Genomic DNA, 25359 nt, shown 5'->3' with positions numbered 1-25359 from the left:
CCCCTCCCTCTCATGTCAGCCACGAGAACGAAGGTAGCGCCGAGCGCCCCCACCTGTCATGCCCGTATCGGCATACGGTCATGACAGGAGGGCGTCCGACCCGCGCGGGGGATTTCAGCCGTTGAGTGCGGCAGTGATCGCCTGCGAGAGGGGGGTGGTCGGGCGGCCGATCAGGCGGGACAGGTCGCCGGAGGTGACCACCAGTTCGCCCTTCTCGATCGAGGCGTCGACGCCGGCCAGGATCGCGGCCAGCGGCGCGGGCAGCCCGGCGCCGGTCAGGATGCCGGCGAAGGCGTCGACGGAGACCTCGTCGTAGACGATCTCCTTGCCGGTCTGCCGGCTCAGCTCGGCCGCGTACTCGGCGAAGCCCCACGCCTCGTCGCCGCCCAGCTCGTACGTCGTGTTCCGGTGGCCCTCACCGGTCAGTACGGCGACGGCGGCGGCCGCGTAGTCGGCGCGGGAGGCCGAGGAGACCCGGCCCTCACCGGCGGCCTGGACGACCGCACCGTGCTCCAGCACCGGGGCCAGGTTCTCGGTGTAGTTCTCGTGGTACCAGCCGTTGCGCAGCAGGCTGTACGGCAGACCGGAGGCCAGCAGCACCTCCTCGGTGGCCCGGTGGTCGTCCGCCAGTGCGGCCGTCAGGCCGCCCGGGGCGCTGGTGTACGCGAGCAGGGCCACGCCCGCCGCCTTGGCCGCGTCGATGACGACCTTGTGCTGCCGCACCCGGCCCCTGTCGAACTCGTTGCCCGAGATCAGCAGGACCCTGTCACCGGCCGCGAAGAGGCCGTCGAAGGTCTCGGGCGCGTTGTAGTCGGCGACGGCGAGCCTCACTCCGCGGGCCGCTAGGCCGGCGGCCTTCTTCTCGTCGCGCACGACCGCGGTGATCTGCTCCGCCGGGACTTTCTCCAGCAACTGCTCCACGACGAGGCGGCCGAGGTGCCCGGTGGCGCCGGTGACGACGATGCTCATGATGCGGAACTCCTTGGGATGCGGTGAGGACAGCGGATGCCGTATGTCGCTCACCCTAAGATGGGCGCTAACCAAGCGAAAGTACCCACTTTGGAGTAAGGTACTGGCATGTTGGTAAGTAAGCAGGGCGCGGACGCGGAGGCGCTGTGTCCCCACCGCCTCGTGCTGGAACACGTCACCAGCCGCTGGGGGGTCCTCGTCCTGATCGAGCTGCTCGATCGGCCGTACCGCTTCAGCGAGCTGCGCCGGGCGGTCGGCCGGTTCGGCGGCCGGGGTGTCAGCGAGAAGATGCTCACCCAGACCCTCCAGACGCTGGAGCGCGACGGCCTGGTCCACCGGGACGCCAAGCCGGTCATCCCGCCCCGCGTCGACTACTCGCTCACCGCCCTCGGCCGCGAGGCGGCGGAGCAGGTGCGCTCCCTGGCCCAGTGGACCCAAGACCGCATGGGCGAGGTGGAGAAGGCCCGCCGGGCCTACGACGAGGCCCGGGAACTGAAGTCCCGGGCCTCGTGAACCAGCGAAGAACTCAGCCGACGACCGTCCAGGTGTCACCGCCGGCGAGCAGCGCGGCCAGGTCGCCCTTGCCGCGCTGTTCGATCGCGGTGTCGAGCTGATCGGCCATCGCCGTGTCGTACACCGGCCGTTCCACCGAGCGGAAGACACCGATCGGGGTGTGGTGCAGGGTGTCCGGGTCGGCCAGCCGGGACAGCGCGAAGGCGGTCGTCGGGGACGCGGCGTGCGCGTCGTGGACGAGGATGTCCGCCTCGTTCTCCGGGGTCACCGTCACCACCCTCAGATCACCGGTCTGCCGGTCCCGTACGACGCCGCGCGTTCCGTCGGAGCCGAACCGGATCGGCTGCCCGTGCTCGAGGCGGATCAGCGCCTCGTCGGACTGCTGCTTGTCCTTCAGGGCGTCGAAGGCACCGTCGTTGAAGATGTTGCAGTTCTGGTAGATCTCGATCAGGGCCGTGCCCGGGTGGTCGGCGGCGGCGCGCAGCACCTCGGTCAGATGCTTGCGGTCGGAGTCGATCGTGCGCGCCACGAAGGACGCCTCCGCGCCGATCGCCAGCGACACCGGGTTGAACGGCGCGTCCAGCGAGCCCATCGGCGTCGACTTGGTGATCTTGCCGACCTCGGAGGTCGGCGAGTACTGGCCCTTGGTCAGGCCGTAGATCCGGTTGTTGAACAGCAGGATCTTCAGATTCACATTGCGGCGCAGCGCGTGGATCAGGTGGTTGCCGCCGATGGACAGCGCGTCGCCGTCCCCGGTGACGACCCACACGCTCAGGTCCCGGCGGGAGGAGGCCAGGCCGGTCGCGATCGCCGGGGCGCGGCCGTGGATGGAGTGCATCCCGTAGGTGTTCATGTAGTACGGGAAGCGGGAGGAGCAGCCGATACCGGAGACGAAGACGATGTTCTCCCTGGCCAGCCCCAGCTCGGGCATGAAGCCCTGCACGGCGGCCAGGATCGCGTAGTCACCGCAGCCCGGACACCAGCGCACCTCCTGGTCCGACTTGAAGTCCTTCATCGACTGCTTGGCTTCGGCCTTGGGGACCAGCTGCAGCAGCCGGTTGGTGGCGTCAGTCATCGATGGCCTCCTTCAGCGCCGCGGCGAGCTGCTCCGCCTTGAACGGCATGCCGTTGACCTGGTTGTAGGAGCGGGCGCCGACCAGGTACTTCGCCCGGATCAGGGTGGCCAGCTGCCCCAGGTTCATCTCCGGGACCACCACCTTGTCGTACTGCTCCAGCACACGTCCGAGGTTGCGCGGGAAGGGGTTGAGGTGGCGCAGGTGCGCCTGCGCGATCGAATCGCCGGCCGCGCGCAGCCGCCGTACCGCCGCCGTGATCGGGCCGTACGTCGAGCCCCAGCCCAGCACCAGCGTCTTCGCGCCGTGCGGGTCGTCCACCTCGATGTCCGGGACCTCGATGCCGTCGACCTTGGCCTGGCGGGTGCGGACCATGAGGTCGTGGTTGGCCGGGTCGTAGGAGATGCTGCCCGTGCCGTCCTGCTTCTCGATGCCACCGATGCGGTGCTCCAGACCCGGTGTGCCGGGGATCGCCCACGGCCGGGCGAGGGTCTGCGGATCCCGCTTGTACGGCCAGAAGACCTCGGTGCCGTCCTGAAGCGTGTGGTTCGGGCCCGAGGCGAACCGCACGCGCAGGTCCGGCAGTTCGTCCAGCTCCGGAATCCGCCACGGCTCGGAGCCGTTGGCCAGGTAGCCGTCGGAGAGCAGGAAGACGGGGGTCCGGTACGTCAGCGCGATCCGGGCCGCCTCCAGCGCCGCGTCGAAGCAGTCCGCCGGGGTTCTGGGCGCGACCACCGGGACCGGGGCCTCGCCGTTGCGGCCGTACATCGCCTGCAGCAGGTCCGCCTGCTCGGTCTTGGTCGGCAGGCCGGTGGACGGGCCGCCGCGCTGGATGTCGACGATCAGCAGCGGCAGTTCCAGGGAGACCGCGAGCCCGATCGTCTCGCTCTTGAGCGCCACACCCGGTCCGGACGTGGTCGTGACCGCCAGCGAGCCGCCGAACGCCGCGCCCAGCGCCGCGCCGATGCCCGCGATCTCGTCCTCCGCCTGGAAGGTCCGCACACCGAAGTTCTTGTGCTTGCTCAGCTCGTGCAGGATGTCCGAGGCCGGCGTGATCGGGTACGAGCCCAGGAACAGCGGCAGGTCCGCCTGCTGCGAGGCCGCGATCAGACCGTAGGCCAGGGCGAGGTTGCCGGAGATGTTCCGGTAGGTGCCGACCGGGAAGGCCTTGGCGGCCGGGGCGACCTCGTAGGAGACCGCGAAGTCCTCCGTCGTCTCACCGAAGTTCCAGCCCGCCCGGAACGCGGCGATGTTGGCCTCCGCGATGTCCGGCTTCTTCGCGAACTTCGACCTCAGGAACTTCTCGGTGCCCTCGGTGGGCCGGTGGTACATCCAGCTCAGCAGGCCCAGCGCGAACATGTTCTTGCTGCGCTCGGCCTCCTTGCGGGAGAGGTCGAACTCCTTCAGCGCCTCGACCGTGAGCGTGGTCAGCGGCACCGGATGGAGGCTGTAGCCGTCGAGTGTGCCGTCCTCCAGCGGTGAACTGGCGTAGCCCACCTTCTGCAGCGCCCGCTTGGTGAACTCGTCCGTGTTGACGATGATCTCGGCGCCGCGCGGCAGATCGCCGATGTTCGCCTTCAGCGCCGCCGGGTTCATCGCGACCAGCACGTTCGGCGCGTCGCCGGGGGTGAGGATGTCGTGGTCGGCGAAGTGGAGCTGGAAGGAGGAGACGCCGGGCAGGGTACCGGCGGGGGCGCGGATCTCGGCGGGGAAGTTCGGCAGGGTGGAGAGGTCGTTACCGAAGGAGGCGGTCTCCGAGGTGAAGCGGTCACCGGTGAGCTGCATGCCGTCACCCGAGTCCCCCGCGAACCGGATGATCACCCGGTCCAGGCGCCGCACGTCCTTGGCTCCGCCCGGTTTGCGCTGCTCTCCTACAACCGTTCCGTCGGTGTGCTCCGCTGGGCTGCTGACCTGGCTGGTCACTGAACTGGACCTCCTTCGAGGCGGCTGTCCGGGGCGTGGTCTGTCCCACGGACCATCCCAGGATCAACCCTACGTCGGTCAGGGTCGCCTTCCCGAGGTCATCCACGGATCGGATGACGTTTCGAGACGGCGTGTCGCGCTGACCTCCCATGATGTCCCGCATCTCTCAAGCGCTCCTCAAGGCGCTCCCCGCGCGTCCCCGGTTCTCTCCTTCCGCTCCCGTCCGGGTGCCCGCCTGGCGAGGAGCGGAGCGGCAGGGCCGCGCCGCCGACACGGTGGTCGTCCGTTACGGGTCCAGATGCATCCGTTATGAGTTCAAATAGGTGAGAACGGCCAGCACGCGCCGGTGATCGCCGTCGCTCGGGGCCAGACCGAGCTTCACGAAGATGTTGCTGACGTGCTTCTCCACGGCCCCGTCGCTGACCACCAGCTGCCGGGCGATCGCCGAATTCGTACGCCCCTCGGCCATCAGCCCGAGCACCTCGCGCTCGCGCGGGGTGAGCCCTGCCAGCACGTCCTGCTTGCGGCTGCGGCCGAGCAGCTGCGCGACCACCTCCGGGTCCAGCGCCGTACCGCCCTCGGCCACCCGCACCACCGCGTCGACGAACTCGCGCACCTCCGCCACCCGGTCCTTGAGCAGATAACCCACGCCCCGGCTGGAACCGGCCAGCAGCTCGGTGGCGTAACGCTCCTCCACGTACTGCGACAGCACCAGCACCCCCAGCCCCGGGTGCGCCTTGCGCAGCGTCACGGCCGCCCGCACGCCCTCGTCGGTGTGGGTCGGCGGCATCCGTACGTCCGCCACCACCACGTCGGGCAGCGCGCCCGTTGCATCCAGGTCGGCGATGGTCTTCACCAGCGCGTCCGCGTCCCCGACGCCGGCCACCACATCGTGCCCGCGGTCGGTCAGCAGCCGGGTCAGGCCCTCCCTGAGCAGCACTGAATCCTCGGCGATGACCACCCGCACCCTGTCCTCCACGATCTTTCGGCCCCCCATAGCCCGTTGCTGCGACGCCGCCCGCTCCCCGACCCGCGTCCATACGGAAGTCCAGCATTCCAGCATTCGGGCCGCGCCGCCGCAGGACCTGGGAATACAGAGGGGGCCATGATCATGTGGGAGGGGATCCCGTGGTGGGCATCCCGTGCAAGCGGCCCGGGGCAAGGAGGCCGGAGCAAGGAGCAAGGAGGCCGGAGGCAGGGGATCGGCCCGGAGGCAGGGGACCGGTGGGACCGTGGCCACCGACGGTGTCGGCGGAGTGCCAGGGAGGCAGCGGCATCACACCGGTGTCCGCCTCATGCGGATGTCCGCCAGGGCAGTTCCGCGATCACGCGGGTGGGGCCGCCGGCCGGCGAGTCCACGATAAGGATGCCGTCCACCGCGTCCAGGCGACCGGCCAGTCCGGCCAGGCCCGAGCCCCGTGAGACGTCCGCGCCGCCCACACCGTCGTCGATCACCTGCAGCATCAGCCGGTCCTCGGAGCGCCACACGTCGACGGATGCGGACCGGGCCCGGCTGTGCTTGCTGATGTTCTGCAGCAGCTCGGACACCGTGAAGTAGGCGATGCCCTCGGTGGCCGGGACCGGCCGGGCGGGCAGGTCGACCTCGACCCGCACCGGCACCGCGCAGCGGGCGGCGACCGCGGACAGGGCCGCGTCCAGACCCCGGTCGGTCAGCACGGCCGGATGAATGCCCCGCGCGAGATCGCGCAGCTCCTGCAATGCCGTCTTCACTTTGCCGTGCGCCTCCTCCACCATCCGCGCCGCAGCCTGCGGATCCTCCCGGAGCTTCTCCTTCGCCAGCCCCAGATCCATGGCCAGGCCCACCAGCCGGGCCTGCGCCCCGTCGTGCAGGTCCCGCTCGATGCGCCGCAGGTCGGCCGCGGCCGTGTCGACCACGACCCCCCGGTCCGACTCCAGCTCCACCACCCGCGCCGACAGCAACGACGGCCCGAGCAACCCCCGTACGAGCAGCCCGTCCACGGTCGTCAGCGCCCGTACGAGCCAGGGCGTGACCAGGGTGAACAGCACCCCGACCAGCGCGGTCACGGTGATCTCGAACGGGTTGTCGAGATAGACGCTGTGGTGCTCGTCGCCGTACAACTGCACACCGCCGGTCCCGGCGTACGCCGGGAACACCCAGAACCACAGCGGATACGCCAGCAGTGCCCAGCCGGCGGTCCAGAAGCTCAGGGCCGCCGAGAACGAGAACACCGCCCACGGGAACTGCACCAGCGCGTACAGCAGCTGCCGCCAGGAGGCGCCGCTCTTGAGGACCGCGCCCATCCAGGCCAGTGCGCCCGGCTTGGGGGCACGCAGGGGCTCCGGGTCGGCCATGTCCAGGTGGAGCAGCCCGCGCGCCCGTGCCCGCTCCAGCACGCCGAAGCCGCGGCAGCCGGCGAGCGCCGCCGCCAGCACCGGGATGCCGAGGAAGGTCACCAGCAGGACCGTCCCGAGCGAGGCCATCGTCACGGTCCAGGTGAACAGCACGGTGGAGATCGGCAGACTCAGCAGAACGTAGCCGAACTCGCGCCAACTGCGGGCCTCGAACGGCGCCCGCAGCGCGGCGGACAGCCGGTGCCCGGTTCCGGCGGGCTGCCCGTGTCCTCGCCCGTGTCCCTGCGCGTACTCCGTGGGCATCGAATGTCGTCCCGTTCTCCTCGTCCGAGCGGCGGTTCAGCCGTAGCTCCAGAGTCGTGCGCCGCGCGTCCCCGAGCCATGAAGGCCGTCGGCGTCTTGGACCGGGGGTTTTCCCCACCCCGGGGGCGGCACGGGCGTGCGGACGGATGTTCGGCGGGGTGTGGCACGTCCGGCGGGGGACTACGCCTTTCGGTCCCGCCACGGCAGTTCCGCGGTGACCACCGTGGGACCACCTGCCGGCGAGTCGAGCACGAACAGGCCGTCCACCGCGCCCAGCCGCTCCGCGAGGCCCCGCATGCCGCTGCCGCCGTCCAGCCGGGCGCCACCCTGGCCGTCGTCCCGGACCTGGATGAGCAGCCGGTCCTCGGAGCGCCACACGTTGACGGAGGCGGACCGGGCCCGGCTGTGCTTGCTGATGTTCTGCAGCAGCTCGGAGACGGTGAAGTAGGCGATGCCCTCGATGGCCTCCGCCGGCCGGGCCGGCAGGTCCGCGGTCACCTCCACCGGCACCGTGCAGCGGGAGGCGACCGAGGACAGGGCCGCGTCCAGACCCCGGTCCGTGAGTACCGCCGGATGGATGCCCCGGGCCAGGTCGCGCAGCTCCTGCAGGGCCAGTTTCACCTCGCCGTGCGCCTCGTCGACCATCGCCGCCGCGGCGTCGGGGTCCTCCAGCAGCTTCTCCTTGGCCAGCCCGAGGCCCATCGCCAGGTTGACCAGCCGGGCCTGGGCCCCGTCGTGCAGGTCACGCTCGATCCGGCGCAGGTCCGCCGCCGCCGTGTCGACCACGACCCCCCGGTCGGACTCCAGTTCGGCGATCCGGCGTTCCAGCTCGTCCGAGGGCGACAGCAGCCCCCGCACCATCGCCCGGTCGACGTTCGCGAGCGCCCGCGCGAGATACGGCAGCACCGGCCACAGAACGAACAGCGAGGCCAGCACGGTACAGAAGGTGAGGATGCCCCAGGGCAGCCGGATGGCGTCGTACAGCAGCGTCCGCCAGCCCACCGGGTCCTTCAGCGCCATCCACAGCCGTTGCACCAGCCCTCCGCTCTTCGCGATCGGCAGCGGCGTCGGCTCCTCCACCCGCACCCCGAGCAGCTTCCGGGCGCGGGCCCGTTCCAGCTTCCCCAGCTGCCGTGCGCCCAGCAGGCAGAGCGCGAGCAGCGGCAGGCCGATCACGGTGAGGGTGAGTGTCCCCCCGGTGATCAGCACGGCGAACACGTAGGTGAAGCCGAACACCGCCACCGGCAGGTTCAGCAGGAGGTGCGCGATCTCCTTCCAGGTGTGCGCGTCGTAGGCCGGCCGGGGCCGGGGCCGGCGGTTGGCGCCGTCGGTCCGGTCGATGTCGTCGGTCCGGTCGATGTCGTCGGTCCGGTCGGTGCCGTCGGTCCGGTCGGCGGCGGAGCTGGGAGCGGTCATACCGGTCAGCCTGCCGCGCGCGGCACCTGTCGCGCCATGCGGTACGCCGCCCTCCGCCGAGGGGGGAAATCCCCACCCAGGACCCCTGCCCCGCGTCTCACGGCGTGACGGGCTGCTTACCGTTTCTTTATCAGGGCCTAGACTCCCGTCCGTACAGATCCTCGAAATACGTTGCATCACAGAGTTCACTAAGTCACGAGGTCAGGGAGCGAGGGACGAACGGTGCGGGAGACGTTGGGGGACTCGACGATCGCCGCGGCGAACGTCGTCGCGGCCGGCTACTTCCGGTCCTACTCGGTCGTGGGGCTGCTCGCCCTCGTCGGCGTGCTGTTCGTCGCGGTGGCCTTCGGCGCCGGCCGCCTGCTGCGCCCGGTCGTGCCGACCCCCGAGAAACTCCTGACCTACGAGTGCGGCGTCGACCCCGTTGGCGAGGGCTGGGCCCACACCCAGGTCCGCTACTACGTCTACGCCTTCCTGTACGTGATCTTCGCGGTCGACTCGATCTTCCTGTTCCCCTGGGCGACGGTCTTCGCCGCCCCCGGCTACGGCGCGACGACCCTCGTGGAGATGTTCGTCTTCCTCGGCTTCCTCGCCGTGGGCCTGCTGTACGCATACAAGAAGGGCGTCCTGGCATGGACGTGAACCCCTCGGCCTCCGAGCCTGTGCTGCTGCCCGAGCCCAAGAGGCTGGGCGCCCTGGCACGCCTGGCACCCGAGCCGATGAAGGTGGTCCTGAACTGGGGCCGCCGCTACTCGCTCTGGGTCTTCAACTTCGGCCTAGCCTGCTGTGCGATCGAGTTCATCGCCGCGTCGATGGCCCGTCACGACTTCATCCGGCTCGGCGTCATCCCCTTCGCACCGGGCCCCCGCCAGGCCGACCTGATGGTCGTCTCCGGCACGGTCACGGACAAGATGGCCCCGGCCGTCAAGCGCCTGTACGAGCAGATGCCCGAGCCGAAGTACGTCATCTCCTTCGGCGCCTGCTCCAACTGCGGCGGCCCGTACTGGGACTCGTACTCCGTCACCAAGGGCGTCGACCAGATCATCCCGGTGGACGTGTACGTCCCCGGCTGCCCGCCGCGCCCCGAGGCGCTACTCCAGGGCATCCTCAAGCTCCAGGAGAAGATCGCCCGCGAGTCCCTGGAGGAGCGGTACGGGACCGGTTCCGCCCGGCCCTCCGTGGCCGCCCTGCAGAGCGACCTGGTCAAGCCCCCGGCCCCGGCCACCGACGGGGACGTCCGATGAGCACGGTCGGCTGGCTGCCCGCCCCCGCCGGAGAACTCTTCGGCACGGACGCCACGGCCGAGGAGTCGTACGACGTCCTGACCGTGGACGTACCCCCGTCCTCCTGGCTCACCGCCCTGGAGACGGCCCGTACGACCCTGTCGTGCACCTACTTCGACTGGCTGAGCGCGGTCGACGAACCGGGCACGGGCTTCCGTGTGTCCGCCCACGTCGTCGCGCTGAACCCGGTCCGCCGGCTCCTCGTCCGCACGACGCTCCCGCACGAGTCGGCGACGCTCCCTTCGGCCGTCGGCGTCTACGCGGGCGCCGCCTGGCACGAGCGCGAGACCCACGAGATGTTCGGCGTCGTCTTCGAGAACCATCCCGGCCTGGAGCACCTGCTGCTCCCCGAGAACTTCGAGGGCCACCCGCTCCGTAAGGACTTCGTCCTCGCCGCCCGCGTCGCCAAGGCCTGGCCCGGCGCCAAGGAACCGGGCGAATCCGATCACGGCGGCCCGAAGCGCCGCCAGATGCTGCCCCCGGGCGTCCCCGACCCGAACGAGTGGGGCCCGCTCAAGGGCCAGCTGCCCCCGGCCCCGGCCCGCCCGGCGCGGGCGGCGGGGCGCGCGGCGGGGGAGCGGCCCGCCCGCGTGGCCGGGGAACGTCCGGTCCGTCGCACCCGTACGGCGGCGGAGGGCTCCGCCGGCCAGACCGGGGCAGCCGCCGCGGAGGGCGTCGCGGGCGCGCGGACGGGCGACGCCGCTGCCACGGGCGCCGCGGGCACGCAGACGGGAGCCGGCGCACAGTCGGGCGCCGCCGCCGGTGCTCCGGCCCGACCGCGCCGGACGAGGAGCGCGAGCGAAGGCTCGGTGAGCCAGAGCCAGACAGGGGCACCGGCCGAGGAGGCGGCGGCACAGAAGCAGGCCGCGGCCGAGGGCGACGCAGCCCAGGCAGCGGCGGCGGAGGGACCGGCCGCCGAGGCCTCGGTGGCGCGTGAGCCCGGCCCGGCTCAGGCGGCCACGCCCACACCGGCACCGGTACGTCCGCGTCGCGCGCGCACAGCCTCGGACGGCTCGGCCTCGCAGCGGGCCCACACCCCGGCACCGGAACCGGCACCGGCTGAGCCGACGGAACCCGGGCCGACGGAGCCGGACGACGCCGCCGGGCCCGCCCGCCGGAGCACGGCCCCGCGCACCTCGGACGCCCCCTGGCACCATGCGCGCCCGGCCTTCGAGGAGCCGGAACCGAGGCCCCGGTCCCGTCCGGAGGGCGCAGCACTCGAGGAGACCCCGAAGGAGCCCGCGGAACCCCGCGGAACGGCCGAGCAACCCCGTAAGCCGGGCACCCGTGACGAGTCCGCCGACGAGCACGACGAGCACGACGAGCCCGACCACCCCACAGGAGGCCCGCGGTGAACGACGCGCTGGACGTCGCCCTGCGACTCCTGGTCGTGTTCGGCGTCTTCCTCACCTTCCCGCTGATCGTGGGCCAGACCGAGCACAAGGTGATGGCCCATATGCAGGGCCGGCTCGGCCCGATGTACGCGGGCGGGTTCCACGGCTGGGCCCAGCTCATCGCGGACGGCGTGAAGTTCGCACAGAAGGAGGACGTGGTTCCGGCGGGCGCCGACCGCCGCGTCTTCCAGCTCGCCCCCGCCGTGGCCCTGCTGCCGTACCTCCTCGTCCTGCTCGCCATCCCGATCGGCCCGAGCGAGGGTGCCGTCGGGCAGGTCCTCGACGCGGGCGTCTTCTTCGTGCTCGCGGTGATGGGCGTCGGCGTGCTCGGCTCGCTCATGGCCGGCTGGGCCAGCGCGAACAAGTTCTCCCTGCTCGGCGGCCTGCGCACGGCCGCCCAGCTGCTCGCCTACGAACTCCCGATGCTGCTGGCGGCGGCCTCGGTCGCGATGGCGGCGGGCACCGTCTCCCTTCCCGGCATCCTGCACGCCTTCCACTGGTGGTGGCTGCCCTGGCAGATCGTCGGCGCGATCGTCTTCTTCGTCGCCGGACTCGCCGAACTGCAGCGTCCGCCGTTCGACATGCCCGTCGCCGATTCGGAGATCATCTTCGGCGCGTACACCGAGTACACGGGTCTGCGCTTCGCCCTGTTCCTGCTCGCCGAGTACGCGGGCATCGTCGTCCTGTGCGGCCTGACCACCGTCCTCTTCCTGGGCGGCTGGCACGGCCCGTGGGGCGCCGACGGCCTGGGCTGGCTGTGGACCCTGCTGAAGACCGCGATCCTGGCGTTCGTCGTCATCTGGCTCCGCGTCACCTACCCCCGGCTGCGCGAGGACCAGCTCCAGAAGCTCTCCTGGACCCTCCTCGTCCCCCTCTCCCTCGCCCAGATCGCCCTCACCGGCATCGTCAAGGTGGTGATCAGCTAACCATGGCCCCCATCCCCGGCTCCGGCCTCGCCAAGGGCCTGGCCGTCACCCTCCGCACGATGACCAGGAAGACGGTCACCGAGCAGTACCCCGACGCCCAGCCCGAACTCCCGCCCCGCACCCGCGGAGTGATCGGCCTGTTCGAGGAGAACTGCACCGTCTGCATGCTGTGCGCCCGGGAGTGCCCGGACTGGTGCATCTACATCGACTCCCACAAGGAGACGGTCCCCCCGGCGGCCCCGGGCGGACGTGAGCGCAGCCGCAACGTCCTCGACCGGTTCGCCATCGACTTCTCCCTGTGCATGTACTGCGGTATCTGCATCGAGGTCTGCCCTTTCGACGCCCTGTTCTGGTCCCCGGAGTTCGAGTACGCCGAGACCGACATCCGCGACCTCACCCACGAGCGGGACAAGCTCCGCGAGTGGATGTGGACCGTCCCGGCCCCACCCGCACTGGACCCCGGCGCGGAGGAGCCGAAGGAGATCGCCGCCGCCCGCAAGACCGCCGAGAAGCTGGCCGCCGCACAGGCCGAACCCCAGGAGCCGCAGGGAGGTGAGTCGTGAGCCTCGCCGCAGCCCCGCACGGCTTCCTGTCCCCGACCGGCGTCGAGATCGCCTTCCTCCTCGTCGGCCTGGTCACCCTCGGCGCCGCGCTCGTCACCGTCACCACACGGCAGCTGGTGCACGCCGCCCTGTGGCTCGTGGTCGCCCTCGGCGGCCTCGCCGTGGAGTACCTGCTGCTCACGGCCGAGTTCATCGCCTGGGTGCAGGTCCTGATCTATGTCGGTTCCGTCGTGGTCCTCCTTCTGTTCGGTCTGATGCTCACCAAGGCCCCCATCGGCCGCTCGCCGGACGCCGACTCCGGCAACCGCTGGGCCGCCCTGGCCGTCGCGGTCGCCGCCGCCGTCGCCCTGGTCTGGGTGGTCGCCGACGCCTTCCGCACCACCTGGATCGACCTCGACGGCCCGGCCGCCGGCACCACCCGCGTCACCGGTCAGAGCCTCTTCCAGAACTGGGTCCTGCCCTTCGAGGCACTCTCCGTCCTGCTCCTCGCGGCCCTGGTCGGCGCGATCGTCCTGTCCCGCAAGGTGAAGGCGGACGCGGCCGCCTCCGGCGCCGCCGCCCCCGCGGACACCCCCGCGACCGGCCCGGCGAGTTCCTCCGGCGAGAAGCCCGCGAGTTCCCCCGGCGAGAAGGAAGGCGCCCGCTGATGCACCTCGCCTATCCCGCCGTACTCTCCGCCCTCCTCTTCTGCACCGGCCTGTACGGCGTCCTCGCCCGCCGCAACGCGATCCTGGTCCTGATGTCGGTCGAGCTGATGCTCAACGCCGTCAACCTCAACCTGGTCGCCTTCGACGTCTGGCTCAGCCGGGCCGCCGAGGAGACCCTGCACTCCGGCCAGGCGCTGACCCTGTTCACCATCGCCATCGCCGCGGCGGAGATCGGTATCGGCCTGGCGATCGTCCTCGCCGTCCACCGCAACCGCGGCACCTCCGACATCGACAAGCTCCGCGACACCGCCGAGGGCCCCGACAGCGAAGGCCCCGGCACCTCCGCGGCCGAGAAGGCTGAGGCCACCGCGTGACCACGACCACCCTCGCCGTCCTCGTCCCCCTCCTGCCGTTCCTGGGTGCCACGGCGGGCCTGCTCCTGGGCCGCACCGCTCCCGGGTTCGTCCGGCCGCTCGCCGTGCTGCCGGCGCTGGCCGCGCTCGTGCTGGCCGCGCTGGTCGCCGTGCGCCAGGGGGGCGACCAGCCCGTCGACGCCCACACCGAGCTGACGCCCACCGGGTCCGTCCCCATCGAGCTGGCCCTGCACATCGACGGCTTCGCCGCGCTCGTCGCCGTCCTGGTCGCCTTCGTCGCGACGTGCGTGCAGATCTACTCCACGGGCTACCTGCGCGACGACCCGCGCTACCCCTCGTACGCCGCTCTCGTCTCCCTGTTCACCTCCGCGATGCTCCTGGTCGTCTACTCGGGCGACCTGATCGTGCTGCTGGTCGGCTGGGAAGTCATGGGTATCTGCTCCTACTTCCTGGTCGGCCACTACTGGGAGACCCCCGAGGCCCGCGCCGCCTCCCTGAAGGCCTTCCTGGTCACCAAGCTCGGTGACGTGCCCTTCCTCATCGGCCTGTTCGCCCTCGGCACCGACGCCGGGTCGTTCCGCGTCACCCGCGTCCTCGGCGCCGTCGCGAGCGGCGGCCTCCACCACCCGACGCTGATCGCCCTGCTGCTGCTCGCGGGAGTGGCGGGCAAGTCGGCGCAGTTCCCGCTGCACACCTGGCTGCCGGACGCGATGGCGGGCCCGACGCCCGTCTCGGCGCTGATCCACGCCGCGACGATGGTCGCCGCCGGTGTCTACTTCATCGCCCGTCTCCTTCCCGTCTTCGAGGCCTCCTCGGCCGCGATGGTGGTCCTCGCCGTCATGGCCGCCGTGACCATGACCGGGTCGGCTCTGGCCGCGCTCGCCCAGGACGACATCAAGCGCGTCCTCGCCTACTCGACGATCGGCCAGCTCGGCTACATGACCGGCGCCCTCGCCGTCGGCGACCGCGGTGCCGCCGTCTTCCATCTGCTGTCCCACGGTGCCTTCAAGGCGCTGCTGTTCCTCGCGGCCGGCGTGATCATCCACGCCGCCGGCACCAACTCGCTGGCCGCCATGTCCCGCATGCACGGCCTGCGCGAGCGGATCCCCGACGCCTACTGGACGATGACCGTGGCGCTGCTCGCGCTCGCCGCGATCCCGCCCTTCAGCGGCTTCTTCTCCAAGGAGTCGGTCCTCGGTGCCGCCGAACACGTCGCCGACGGCCGCACCGAGCACCTGCCCGGTACGGCGGGCTGGATCGTCCTCGTCGCCGGCCTGGTCACCGCACTGCTCACCGCCGCCTACGCCGCCCGGCTGTGGCTGCTGGCCTTCCGAGGCCGGGGCACCGAGGCCCCCGACCACGGCCGCCAGCCGCTGACGATGACCGTGGTCCTCTGGGTGCTCGCGATCCCCTCCCTGGCCTTCGGCGGGCTCGCCTACCGCTCGCTGCCCGGCTGGCTCGACGGCCGCGACCTGACGCCGGCCCTCCTCACCTCGATCCTCGGCACCGGCCTCGCCCTGGTCGGCGGACTGCTCACCTACGGCGCCTGGCAGCGCACCTCCGCGCTCGCCGCCCGCGCCCCGCTCGGCGCGGTCGCCGCCCACCCGGAGGGCGACGCCGGACTGGTCGAGGCCGAGGCCATCGCCACCCACGAGCCGGCCTACGGCGACATCGCCTACGCCCCCGACCCGGCGGACCCCGGGCGGCTGCTGCTCGGCCCGCTGCACCGGCACGCGGCCGCCGGCTTCCACCTGGACGCGCTGTACGCGGCGCTGTTCGTCCGCCCGGTCCAGGCCGGAGCGAGTCTCGTCCGGTTCCTCGACCGCGAGGTCGTCGACACCTACGTCCGCGGCGCCGCCGCCCTGCCCCGGTTCCTCGGGGCCGCCGTACGGCGCGCGCAGACCGGCAATGTGCAGACCTATGTGAGCGCGCTGCTCGCCGGCACCGTCGTTCTGGCGGTCGCCGTCGTCCTCGTCGCGACCGGAGCGTGAGCAGCCGTGATCGATATCAACGAGTCCGTGATGCAGTCCCTTCTGGCATTCGTCGTCGTCGGCCCGCTCCTCGGCGCCGTCGCCGCTCTCCTGCCCGCCCCGCCCGGACTGAAGGGGAAGTCACCCGAGCAGGCCGTGCTGCGGCACGGCGTCACCGTCACCGGCGTGATCCTCATCGCCGCGATCGCACTGGCGCTGGGCTTCGACCACGACCATCCGTCGAAGATGCAGGCCACGACCGACATCAGCTGGATCCCCGCACTCGACGTGCGGATCCACCTCGGTATCGACGGCATCTCCCTCCCCCTTCTGGTCCTGACCGCGCTGCTGACCTTCCTCTGCGCGCTCTACTCGTACTTCAAGCTGCCGTCGGGCCCGTCCCCGAAGGCGTTCGTCGCGCTGCTGCTCCTGCTCGAGTCCGGCACCCTCGCGACCTTCGCCGTCCTCGACCTGCTGCTCTTCTTCCTCGCGTTCGAGATGGTGCTCATCCCGATGTACTTCCTCATCGCCCGCTGGGGCGGCGAGGGCCGGACCCGGGCCGCGTGGAAGTTCATCCTGTTCACGCTGCTCGGCTCCGTCGTCATGCTGCTCGGCCTGCTCCTGATCGGGATCAAGGCGGGCACGTTCGACATGGTGGCACTCGCCACTGACAACGGCCGGTCGCTCACCGCATCCGTGCAGGTCATCGCTGTCCTGGCGATCGGGGTCGGCCTCGCGGTCAAGACACCGATGTGGCCGCTGCACAGCTGGCTGCCCGACGCCCACACCGCCGCGCCGACCGTCGGCTCGGTCCTGCTGGCCGGTGTCCTGCTGAAGATGGGTACGTACGGGTTCGTCCGGATCCTGCTGCCGATCGCACCACACGGCTTCCACACCTTCGCGCCGTACCTCGCCGCGTTCGCCGTCGTCGGGATCATCTACGGATCCCTGGCCTGCCTGGCCCTGGCCAAGCAGGGCGCGAAGGGCGACCTCAAGCGGCTGATCGCCTACTCCTCCGTCGGCCACATGGGCTTCGTCCTGCTGGGCATCGCCACCATGACCCCGACCGGCGTGAACGGCGCCCTGTTCGCCAACATCGCCCACGGCCTCATCACCGGCCTGCTGTTCTTCCTGGTCGGCGCGCTGAAGGACCGCACCGGCACCACCGACCTCGACACCCTCGCGAAGGAGACGGGCGCCGCCCTCTACGGCAAGGCCCCGCGCCTCGGCGGCCTGCTCGCCTTCGCCGCCGTCGCCTCGCTCGGCCTGCCCGGCCTCGCCGGGTTCTGGGGCGAGATGCTCTCCCTGTTCGCGGCGTTCGAGCCCGCCGCCGGCCTCAGCCGCCCCGCGTTCCTCACCTTCATGGCCATCGGCGCGTCCGGCACCCTGCTGACGGCCGCGTACCTGCTGATCGTGGTCCGCCGCGTCTGCATGGGCGCCGCGGAGCGGGAGATGCCGAAGCTCGCCGACGTCCACGGGTACGAGTTCGCCGCCTGGACCCCGCTCGTCACCCTCACCGTCGTCGCCGGACTGTGGCCGCGGGCCCTGCTCGGCCTGACCGACCCGGCCGTGCAGCAGCTCCTCGCAGGAGGCACCCGATGAGCGCCCAGCCGCTTGCCGAGTCGCTGGTCCAGTCCGTCGACTGGCCGGCGATCGCCCCGCCCACGATCGCCGCGGCCGTGGCGCTCGTCGTCCTCGTCGCCGACCTGTTCGTGCCCGAGCCCCGGAAGGCCGTGCTCGGCTGGGTCTCGGTCGCCGGACTGGCGGCGGCCGCCCTGCTGCTCGTGCCCCTCCTGGACGGGGACCGCAGCACCTTCTGCCTGACCGGCCACACGCGCGCGTGCAGCTACACCGCGGACCGGTTCACGCTCGTCATCCAGTTCCTGGTCCTCGGCGGCGCCCTGCTGGCGGCCCTGCTGTCGGTCGTGAACCTCGACGACGAACGGCGGCGCGTCCCGGCGGGCGAGTTCTGGTTCCTGCTGCTGTCCTCCGCGGCCGGCGCAGCCCTGCTGCCCGCCTCCCGCGACCTGGCCACCCTGATCGTCGCCCTGGAGGTCGCCTCCCTGCCGGCCTTCGCCCTGGTAGGCATCCGGCACGGTGACAAGCGGTCCTCCGAGGCCGCCCTGAAGTTCTTCCTGTCCTCGGTCACCGCCACCGCGGTGAGCCTGATGGGCATCAGCTTCCTCTACGCCTCGACCGGCACCCTCTACCTCACCCAGATCGCCCAGCGCCTGCAGCACGTCGACGGCCAGTTGCACACGCTCGCCCAGACCGGCGTCGTCCTGACCCTCGTCGGCTTCGCCTTCAAAACGGCCGCCGTGCCCTTCCACTTCTGGGTGCCCGACACCTACGTGGGCGCACCTCTGCCCGTCGCCGCCTACCTCTCGGTCGTCGGCAAGGCGGTCGGCTTCTCCGGCCTGATCCTCGTCACCGTCGTCGCGTTCCCGTCGTACGCCGACGTCTGGGGACCCGCGCTGGCCGCCCTGGCCGCCCTCACCATGACCGTCGGCAACGTCGCCGCCCTGCGCCAGCAGGCCACGCGCGCGTACAGCGCCGTACGGCTGCTCGCCTGGTCCTCCGTCGGCCAGGCCGGCTACCTCCTCGTGCCGATCGCCGCCGCCGGATACGCCAGGGACCCCCAGAAGGCGATCGGGTCGACGGTCGCGTACGCCCTGATGTACGCCGCCGTGAACCTCGGTGCGTTCGCCGTGGCGGCCCTGGTAGGGCGTACGAAGTCCCTCAACCGCATCGCCGACTACCGGGGCCTGTACGCCACGAACCCGCTCACCGCTCTCCTCCTGGCCTTCTTCCTGCTCTGCCTGGCCGGGCTGCCGCCGGGCGTCATCGGCCTGTTCGCCAAGGTCACCGTGTTCTCGGCGGCCGTCGACGCGGGCCTGGGATGGCTCGCCGTCGTCATGGCCGTCAACGTGGTGATCGCCCTCTTCTACTACCTGCAGTGGACCGCCCTGCTGTTCCGCGCTCCCGAGGGCGAGCCCGCCCGGCACCGTGTCCCGGCCCCCCTCACAGCCGCCCTCGCCCTGACCGGAGTCCTCGGCGTCGCCCTCTCCGGAGCACCCCAGCTGGTCCTCCGCTTCGCGGCCACCGGCCTGTTCTGAGGAGTCACCACGCGCGCGTGGGGCACCCGTGCCGCCACGCGCGCGTGAGGCCGAAGGCACACGTCACCCGTACAGCCGATCCGTGCCACCGCACACGCCGGGGAACTCGTCACCACCGCCTGGCGTTGTCACAAACGGGAGGGTCCACTGGACCAAAGTGTTCCCCAGCTGCACGACTTGGAGGGCGCACCGTGCACCGCCGGCACAACGGGCTCAGGACCGCCGTACTCCTCGGGGGACTGTCCGCACTCATCATCGTCATCGGCAGCTTCTTCGGCCGCGCCGGACTGATCGTCGCGGTCCTGATCGCCCTCGGCACGAACGCCTACGCGTACTGGAACAGCGACAAGCTGGCGCTACGCGCGATGCGCGCCCGCCCGGTCAGCGAGTTCGAGGCCCCGGCGCTGTACCGGATGGTGCGCGAGCTGTCCACACAGGCCCGCCAGCCCATGCCCCGGCTGTACATCTCCCCGACGGAGGCCCCCAACGCCTTCGCCACGGGCCGCAACCCGCGCAACGCGGCCGTGTGCTGCACCGAGGGCATCCTGCGCCTGCTGGACGAGCGAGAGCTGCGCGGCGTCATCGGCCATGAGCTGAGCCACGTCTACAACCGGGACATCCTCATCTCCTCGGTCGCCGGCGCCCTCGCCTCCGTGATCATGTTCCTGGTGAACTTCGCCTGGCTCATCCCGATCGGCCGCTCGGACGACGACGACGGTCCGGGTCTGCTCGGCATGCTCCTGATCATGATCCTGGGCCCGCTCGCCGCCACCCTCATCCAACTGGCCGTCAGCCGCTCCCGGGAGTACGAGGCGGATGCCTCCGGAGCCCAGCTCACCGGCGACCCGCTCGCCCTCGCGGGCGCCCTGCGCAAGCTGGAGGCCGGCACGCAGCAGCTCCCGCTGCCACCCGAGCCCCGGCTCGAGACCGCGAGCCACATGATGATCGCGAACCCCTTCCGTCCGGGGCAGGGGCTGTCCAAGATGTTCTCCACGCACCCGCCGATGGCGGAGCGGATCACCCGGCTCGAGAAGATGGCAGGCGGCCACCAGTGAAGACCATCCTGAACGTCATTTGGCTCATCCTGAGCGGCTTCTGGCTGTTCCTCGGGTACCTGCTCGCCGGCGTGCTGCTGTGCGTGACGATCATCGGCATCCCCTTCGGCGTCGCCGCCTTCCGCATCGGCGTCTACGCCCTGTGGCCCTTCGGGTACACCACGGTCGAGCGCCGCGACGCGGGTGCTCCCTCGTGCATCGGCAACGTGCTGTGGCTGATCCTGGCCGGCTGGTGGCTGGCGCTCACCCACATCGTCACCGGTATCGCCCTGTGCGTCACGATCATCGGTATCCCGTTCGGCATCGCCAACTTCAAGCTGATCCCGGTCTCCCTGCTGCCGCTGGGCCGCGAGATCGTCCCCACGGACCAGCCGTTCGCGGCCCGCTGAGCACACCGACGGACAGCGGGCGCGGAGTGCGCGGGCGGCCGTACGCGCTCTGACGGCACGTCACGCGGCGTGCCGACCCGCCCACCACCGTCGTATGCCGTAGGCCGCCACGCCCACCGTGAGCACGCCCGCGCCCACGGCCACCGAGACCACGGGCAGCGCGAACGCCAGTGTGGCGCAGCCCAGCAGGCCCACCAGCGGTACCAGGCGGGACAGCGGAGCCGGACTCAGCGTCCAGGCCGAGGCGTTGGCGACGGCGTAGTAGGCCAGTACGCCGAAGGAGGAGAAGCCGATCGCGCCGCGTACGTCCACCGTCGCGGCCAGCACGGCGACCACCGCGCCTACGGCGAGCTCCGCCCGGTGCGGGACGTGAAACCGCGCGTGGACGTCCGCCAGCGCCCTCGGCAGGTGCCCGTCCCGGGCCATGGCGAGCGTCGTACGGGACACCCCGAGGATCAGCGCGAGCAGCGAACCCAGCGCGGCCACCGCCGCACCCGCCCGCACCACGGGCACGAACCCCGGCACCCCGGCCGCCCGCACCGCCTCGGCAAGGGGCGCCGTCGCGTGCCCGAGCCGGCCCGCGCCGAGGACGCCGAGAACCGCGACGGCCACGAACGCGTACACCACCAGAGCGATCCCCAGGGCCAGCGGGATGGCACGCGGGATCGTGCGCGCCGGGTCGCGAACCTCTTCGCCGAGGGTCGCGATCCGCGCGTACCCGGCGAACGCGAAGAAGAGCAGCCCGGCGGCCTGAAGAACCCCGCCGGCACCCGTCGGCAGCCCGATGCCGAGCCGCCCGCCGTCGGCCCGGCCGGAGGCCAGGCAGACGACGACCACGGCCGCGAGAACGGCCAGCACCACGGCCACGATCACCCGCGTCAGCCACGCCGACTTCTGGATCCCGCCGTAGTTCACGGCGGTCAGCGCCACCACGGCCGCGACCGCCACCGTGTGCGCCTGCCCCGGCCAGACGTACGCGCCGACGGTGAGGGCCATGGCCGCGCAGGAGGCCGTCTTGCCGACCACGAACGCCCAGCCGGCGAGGTACCCCCAGAAGGCGCCGAGCCGCTCCCGCCCGTACACGTACGTGCCGCCCGAGGCCGGATAGCGGGCGGCGAGACGGGCCGAGGACACGGCGTTGCAGTAGGCCACCACGGCCGCGACCGCGAGCCCCGGCAACAGCCCCGACCCCGCCGCGCGCGCGGCGGGCCCCAGGGCCGAGAAGACGCCGGCACCGACCATGGAGCCGAGGCCGACGACCACGGCGTCCCGCACTCCGAGGGTGCGTCGCAGGGCGGTACCGGTGCGTGTCATGCGCCGCACCCTACTGACCGCCGCAACCGGGCGGCGGACCTGTGACGTCCCCTTCATCGACACGGCACGAACACGCGCGCGACGGGCAGCGGGTCCTCAGCGGGCATCAGGGACCGGACAGTGCGGACACGGCGCGGAAGGGCAGGTTCACGGCATGAGCATCATCGGTTGGATCATCCTGGGATTGCTGGCCGGGGCCATCGCCAAGGTTTTGTTGCCGGGCCGCGACCCCGGCGGCTTCATCGGCACGACCCTCATCGGTGTCGCGGGCGCGTTCATCGGCGGCTGGATCTCGGCGCGCTGGCTGGACCACCCGATCACCAAGAACTTCTACGACGGCGCCACCTGGGCCGCGGCCATCGGCGGCTCCCTGGTGCTGCTGATCGTCTACCGCGTCCTGTTCGGCAACTCACGCGACTGACCGAGGGGTGGGCGCCGCCGGGTGCCCACCCCTGCTGTCCGGGTTCTGCCGCAGTCCTACCGGTAGTTCACGAACTGGAGCGCGAAGTCGAAGTCCTTGCCCTTGAGCAGCGCGATCACGGCCTGCAGGTCGTCGCGGCTCTTGGAGCTGACCCGCAGCTCGTCACCCTGGACCTGGGCCTTCACGCCCTTGGGGCCCTCGTCGCGGATGATCTTCGCCACCTTCTTCGCGTTCTCCTGGGAGATGCCCTCCTCGATCGACGCGAAGATCTTGTATTCCTTGCCGGAGAGCTGGGGCTCGCCCGCGTCGAGCGCCTTCAGTGAGATACCGCGCTTGATCAGCTTGGACTGGAAGACGTCGAGGACGGCCTTCACCCGGTCCTCGGAGTTCGCCTCCATGAGGATCTTGTCACCGGACCACGAGATCGAGGCGCCCACGCCCTTGAAGTCGTAGCGCTGTGAGATCTCCTTGGCGGCCTGGTTGAGGGCGTTGTCGACCTCCTGCCGCTCGACCTTCGAGACGATGTCGAAACTGGAGTCGGCCATGTCCTGTGGCTCCTTGTATCGGGGTGCTTGTCGAGTGCGTGCCGGCGTGCGCGGCGGCGGCCGCCGGGCCCGGCATCGTGCCGGGCCGCATCCGCACCAGCCTAGCCACCCCGCGACCCCGGGAGCGGAGATCAATCGGGTGGCGAAGCACCCCTCTGCATCGGGTATTGTTTACGTCGTTGCCACGGAGCACCGGCGAAAGCGGGTTCGACGGGCAGCGAAACCCGGCGGTGTGCCCGAGCGGCCAAAGGGAGCAGACTGTAAATCTGCCGGCTCAGCCTTCCCAGGTTCGAATCCTGGCGCCGCCACACGGGAACGAGAGCCCCGTGACCTGCGAGAACAGCAGGTCACGGGGCCCTTGTCGCGTTTCCGGGTGATCAGCGGACTGTCTCACGCTGTCTCACGTTCGATCGCCGCGTCTCGGTGTGTGTGGACGGGGCGTGGACGGGATGCTGGCCCGTCATCCGGCCTGGCTCAGGCAGAATCTTGGCGTTGGCGGCCTTGCCTCCACCCTTGAGGCACTTGGCGTACACCCGGAAGAGCACTGCCACCCTGTGACCGGCACGCTCCGCTACGAGCGTGGTTCCACCCCAGAGCTGAGCCAGGTGCCCTACCGATGCCGGCGGCCACTTTCCGTACCTCGCCGCGCACCATGACACGCGGTGCCCGCAGAGAGGGACTGGACGGACAGCCGCTCAGCCGTGCGTGACAGGGGAGACGGAACGGTGATCTTCCCGCCTGAAGCAGTCCCCGCCGTCGGGGCGTGCATATTCCTAGAGATGCACTCCAGGGCCGACCAAGTCGGGTACTTTTCGAATCCATGTGCGGCTATAGATGCAGACTGGCGCAGCGTTGTAACGGACGGTAGCCTTCCGTGAATGGTCGTCACCTGCGCCGGAGCGGAGCCGCATATATGGTAGATGCTGCTGTTGTCTTCGTTCACGGCTTGTTTTCCTCGCAAGACACCTGGCACCCCATTAGGCGCCTACTCGAAGTGGACCCGGAACTCTCTGGCCTTCCCGTTCTTTATTTCGGATACGAGTCTCCAAAGTTTGTCCTCAATCCATTGCGCAGGATTCCGAGCTACGACACTCTTGCGGACAGCCTTCAAACGTTTCTTGAGGTGGATGCCAAGAAATACGACAAGCTGGTTATTGTTTCCCATAGTCAGGGTGGCCTGATTGTGCAGCGCTTCCTTGCTCGAATGGTCACCGGTGGGCGCGGTGCGGAGCTTCAGCGAATCAAGCGCGTAGTCATGTTTGCTTGCCCTAACTCGGGATCCGAGATTTTTCTGATTGCGAGACGAGGGCTCTGGGCTCGGAGGCATCCACAAGAGCGTGAATTGCGCCCTATTAATGAATCGGTTACCGAAGCTCATAAAGTTGTCATTAATCGAATCGTACACGCACAATCCGTAGCATCCGATTGCTGCCCCATTACCATCCGTGCATACGCTGGGGACACGGATAATATTGTAACTCCGACGTCGGCTCGTAGTGTGTTCCCTAACACCGGGGTTATCCCTGGAGACCATTTCACTATCATTCGACCCGATTCGCATTCCCACAGGACGTACACCACTCTCAAAGACAATCTCCTCGCTGCCCTGGCCGTGGAGGCTGCGACGCACCCTCTGCCGAACACAGATGCCCAGAAGGAGGCCAAGTCGGAAAAAGGGGAGGCCCCATCCGGCATTGGGTGGGAGACTGATTTGGCTCCCCTCGGGGAAGGTTTCGAGGGTCAGGATGGATCTCAGCCGCCGGCCGCTCCGACTGGTCCCGATGTTCCAGTTGTCGTTCGGTACAACCCAAGAACCCGTACCGTAGATTTCATTGTTAGCCCTGAGACTGCGCTCACTTGGGTTAGGAAGCTTGGCGAGGAGGGTGATCCAAATGACCAGTGATAACCGCGCCGGGCGTTCAAGTGACAACATTAAGGATCTGTGGGACCATTTCCAGGAAACCGGGGATAGCCGCGACCTGGAGAATCTAATCAACCTATTGCGCGCAGCTGCGGCTTCTTGGGAAGAGGGCGGCGAGGCCGACCATTTTGCTGCTTTGTCCAATCTCGGTGCTGCCTTGCTGAGCCGCGCGGACCGCACAGGGGCAATGGAGGACTTGGACGAGGCAATCGCCCTCCAGCGACAAGCTCTCGCCTCAATGCCCGACGGGCATCCGGGCACCGTGGCTGCTTTGTCTAATCTTGGTTCCGCATTGCTGCGGCGCGCAGACCGCACTCGAGACCTTACGAACTTGGACGAGGCAATTGCAATCCAACGTCGAGCTGTTTCCCTCGTAGAGGCAGGCGGTGGATTCGACCGTACCGCTGCTTTGTCCAATCTTGGTGCTGCCTTGCTGAGTCGCGCGGCCCGCACCGGAGCGATTGAGGACTTGGACGAGGCGATTTCCTGCCAACGGCAGGCGCTTGCTTCAACGCCATCAGACCGTCCGGACTATATCGCCTGCCTCTCCAATCTGGGAGATTCTCTCCGCCTCCGCTTCGAACAGACTGGTGACGTTAGGTCCAGCTCCGGAGCCGAGCAGTTTAGTAGCTTTGCAGCAGAAGCACTCCAAGTGCATGAGCAACTTGTTCTCATGCGTGAGAGAATGCTTGGCCCAGATCACCCGAGCACTTTGGCATCAATTAATAATCTCGCTGCCGTGCTGCAAGACCAAGGGGACCTAGAGAGGGCGCGAGAACTCCACGCTCGGGTCTTGGCGTCTTACATTCGGACACTGGGTTCGGATCATCCGAGTACGTTGGCTTCATTGAATAACCTCGCTGCTGTGTTGCAGGATCAGGGAGATCTTGAGAGGGCGCAGGCGCTGTAT

24 protein-coding genes and 1 tRNA gene are annotated in these 25359 nt (G+C 70.1%); 17 read left to right on the top strand and 8 right to left on the bottom strand.

The window, feature by feature from the left end; all coding sequences use genetic code 11:
* Positions 1-114 precede the first annotated feature (114 nt).
* Complete coding sequence (locus ABZ079_RS20400) at positions 115-969, bottom strand: SDR family oxidoreductase (protein ID WP_356940820.1); 855 nt, start codon at positions 967-969, stop codon at positions 115-117.
* Between the two features lie 108 nt (positions 970-1077).
* Here ABZ079_RS20400 and ABZ079_RS20395 point away from each other — a divergent pair, with 108 nt between their 5' ends.
* Positions 1078-1482, top strand: coding sequence for a helix-turn-helix domain-containing protein (locus ABZ079_RS20395; protein ID WP_356940819.1), 405 nt, complete (start codon positions 1078-1080; stop codon positions 1480-1482).
* A gap of 13 nt (positions 1483-1495) precedes the next feature.
* Here the strand turns inward: ABZ079_RS20395 and ABZ079_RS20390 are convergent, their stop codons facing one another.
* From ABZ079_RS20390 to ABZ079_RS20370, 5 genes are all read right to left on the bottom strand, one after another.
* On the bottom strand, positions 1496-2557 hold the full coding sequence (locus ABZ079_RS20390) for a 2-oxoacid:ferredoxin oxidoreductase subunit beta (RefSeq protein WP_356940818.1): 1062 nt from the start codon (positions 2555-2557) through the stop codon (positions 1496-1498).
* The gene (locus ABZ079_RS20385; RefSeq protein ID WP_356940817.1) at positions 2550-4478 is read right to left on the bottom strand and encodes a 2-oxoacid:acceptor oxidoreductase subunit alpha; all 1929 of its coding nucleotides are present in this window, start codon (positions 4476-4478) and stop codon (positions 2550-2552) included. The genes ABZ079_RS20390 and ABZ079_RS20385 overlap by 8 nt, the downstream gene beginning before the upstream one ends.
* A gap of 307 nt (positions 4479-4785) precedes the next feature.
* Positions 4786-5475 (bottom strand): response regulator transcription factor, encoded by a 690-nt coding sequence (locus ABZ079_RS20380; RefSeq protein WP_356940816.1) that lies wholly within the window; start codon positions 5473-5475, stop codon positions 4786-4788.
* Between the two features lie 296 nt (positions 5476-5771).
* Positions 5772-7115 carry a sensor domain-containing protein gene (locus ABZ079_RS20375; RefSeq protein WP_356940815.1) on the bottom strand — a complete coding sequence of 448 codons (1344 nt, stop codon included), beginning with the start codon at positions 7113-7115 and terminating at the stop codon, positions 5772-5774.
* 180 nt (positions 7116-7295) lie between these two features.
* The gene (locus tag ABZ079_RS20370) at positions 7296-8531 is read right to left on the bottom strand and encodes a sensor domain-containing protein (RefSeq protein WP_356940814.1); all 1236 of its coding nucleotides are present in this window, start codon (positions 8529-8531) and stop codon (positions 7296-7298) included.
* Positions 8532-8753: 222 nt separating this feature from the next.
* Here ABZ079_RS20370 and ABZ079_RS20365 point away from each other — a divergent pair, with 222 nt between their 5' ends.
* From ABZ079_RS20365 to ABZ079_RS20310, 12 genes are all read left to right on the top strand, one after another.
* The gene (locus ABZ079_RS20365) at positions 8754-9173 is read left to right on the top strand and encodes an NADH-quinone oxidoreductase subunit A (protein ID WP_356940813.1); all 420 of its coding nucleotides are present in this window, start codon (positions 8754-8756) and stop codon (positions 9171-9173) included.
* Positions 9164-9775, top strand: coding sequence for an NADH-quinone oxidoreductase subunit B family protein (locus tag ABZ079_RS20360; protein WP_356940812.1), 612 nt, complete (start codon positions 9164-9166; stop codon positions 9773-9775). The genes ABZ079_RS20365 and ABZ079_RS20360 overlap by 10 nt, the downstream gene beginning before the upstream one ends.
* Positions 9772-11169, top strand: coding sequence for an NADH-quinone oxidoreductase subunit C (locus tag ABZ079_RS20355; RefSeq protein ID WP_356940811.1), 1398 nt, complete (start codon positions 9772-9774; stop codon positions 11167-11169). Before ABZ079_RS20360 ends, ABZ079_RS20355 begins: the two co-directional genes overlap by 4 nt.
* Positions 11166-12134 carry a complex I subunit 1 family protein gene (locus ABZ079_RS20350; RefSeq protein ID WP_356940810.1) on the top strand — a complete coding sequence of 323 codons (969 nt, stop codon included), beginning with the start codon at positions 11166-11168 and terminating at the stop codon, positions 12132-12134. Before ABZ079_RS20355 ends, ABZ079_RS20350 begins: the two co-directional genes overlap by 4 nt.
* 2 nt (positions 12135-12136) lie before the next feature.
* Entirely contained in the window at positions 12137-12697 is a 561-nt protein-coding gene (locus ABZ079_RS20345; RefSeq protein WP_356940809.1) for an NADH-quinone oxidoreductase subunit I, read from the top strand.
* The gene (locus tag ABZ079_RS20340; protein ID WP_356940808.1) at positions 12694-13344 is read left to right on the top strand and encodes an NADH-quinone oxidoreductase subunit J; all 651 of its coding nucleotides are present in this window, start codon (positions 12694-12696) and stop codon (positions 13342-13344) included. The genes ABZ079_RS20345 and ABZ079_RS20340 overlap by 4 nt, the downstream gene beginning before the upstream one ends.
* Positions 13344-13718, top strand: a complete 375-nt coding sequence (gene nuoK / locus ABZ079_RS20335; RefSeq protein WP_356940807.1) for an NADH-quinone oxidoreductase subunit NuoK — start codon at positions 13344-13346, stop codon at positions 13716-13718. The genes ABZ079_RS20340 and nuoK overlap by 1 nt, the downstream gene beginning before the upstream one ends.
* Positions 13715-15709, top strand: coding sequence for an NADH-quinone oxidoreductase subunit L (locus tag ABZ079_RS20330; protein ID WP_356940806.1), 1995 nt, complete (start codon positions 13715-13717; stop codon positions 15707-15709). Before nuoK ends, ABZ079_RS20330 begins: the two co-directional genes overlap by 4 nt.
* Positions 15710-15715: 6 nt before the next feature.
* The gene (locus ABZ079_RS20325; RefSeq protein ID WP_356940805.1) at positions 15716-17290 is read left to right on the top strand and encodes an NADH-quinone oxidoreductase subunit M; all 1575 of its coding nucleotides are present in this window, start codon (positions 15716-15718) and stop codon (positions 17288-17290) included.
* On the top strand, positions 17287-18804 hold the full coding sequence (locus ABZ079_RS20320) for an NADH-quinone oxidoreductase subunit N (protein WP_356940804.1): 1518 nt from the start codon (positions 17287-17289) through the stop codon (positions 18802-18804). Before ABZ079_RS20325 ends, ABZ079_RS20320 begins: the two co-directional genes overlap by 4 nt.
* Before the next feature lie 191 nt (positions 18805-18995).
* Entirely contained in the window at positions 18996-19859 is an 864-nt protein-coding gene (gene htpX / locus ABZ079_RS20315) for a zinc metalloprotease HtpX (RefSeq protein WP_356940803.1), read from the top strand.
* Positions 19856-20248 (top strand): YccF domain-containing protein, encoded by a 393-nt coding sequence (locus ABZ079_RS20310; protein ID WP_356940802.1) that lies wholly within the window; start codon positions 19856-19858, stop codon positions 20246-20248. Before htpX ends, ABZ079_RS20310 begins: the two co-directional genes overlap by 4 nt.
* Positions 20249-20308: 60 nt before the next feature.
* Here the strand turns inward: ABZ079_RS20310 and ABZ079_RS20305 are convergent, their stop codons facing one another.
* Positions 20309-21562: an APC family permease gene (locus tag ABZ079_RS20305; protein ID WP_356940801.1), complete on the bottom strand. Its 1254-nt coding sequence runs from the start codon at positions 21560-21562 to the stop codon at positions 20309-20311.
* Between the two features lie 154 nt (positions 21563-21716).
* Between ABZ079_RS20305 and ABZ079_RS20300 the strand changes: the two genes are divergently transcribed.
* Positions 21717-21983 carry a GlsB/YeaQ/YmgE family stress response membrane protein gene (locus ABZ079_RS20300; RefSeq protein ID WP_356940800.1) on the top strand — a complete coding sequence of 89 codons (267 nt, stop codon included), beginning with the start codon at positions 21717-21719 and terminating at the stop codon, positions 21981-21983.
* Between the two features lie 56 nt (positions 21984-22039).
* Here ABZ079_RS20300 and ABZ079_RS20295 read toward each other — a convergent pair whose 3' ends face one another.
* On the bottom strand, positions 22040-22528 hold the full coding sequence (locus ABZ079_RS20295; RefSeq protein WP_019756392.1) for a YajQ family cyclic di-GMP-binding protein: 489 nt from the start codon (positions 22526-22528) through the stop codon (positions 22040-22042).
* A gap of 226 nt (positions 22529-22754) precedes the next feature.
* Between ABZ079_RS20295 and ABZ079_RS20290 the strand changes: the two genes are divergently transcribed.
* The 3 genes from ABZ079_RS20290 to ABZ079_RS20280 all read left to right on the top strand — a co-directional run.
* Positions 22755-22836 (top strand) — tRNA-Tyr (locus ABZ079_RS20290).
* 605 nt (positions 22837-23441) lie between these two features.
* Positions 23442-24431 carry an alpha/beta fold hydrolase gene (locus tag ABZ079_RS20285; protein ID WP_356940799.1) on the top strand — a complete coding sequence of 330 codons (990 nt, stop codon included), beginning with the start codon at positions 23442-23444 and terminating at the stop codon, positions 24429-24431.
* Positions 24421-25359, top strand: a 939-nt coding sequence (locus ABZ079_RS20280) for a tetratricopeptide repeat protein (RefSeq protein WP_356940798.1), incomplete at its 3' end; no start/stop codon positions are given. The genes ABZ079_RS20285 and ABZ079_RS20280, both read left to right, overlap by 11 nt.

It is taken from the genome of Streptomyces sp. NPDC006314 (assembly GCF_040613075.1).
Taxonomy (GTDB): Bacteria; Actinomycetota; Actinomycetes; order Streptomycetales; family Streptomycetaceae; genus Streptomyces.
The sequence above is the reverse complement of the archived record's forward strand: the minus strand, read 5'-3'. Positions and strand labels throughout refer to the sequence as shown.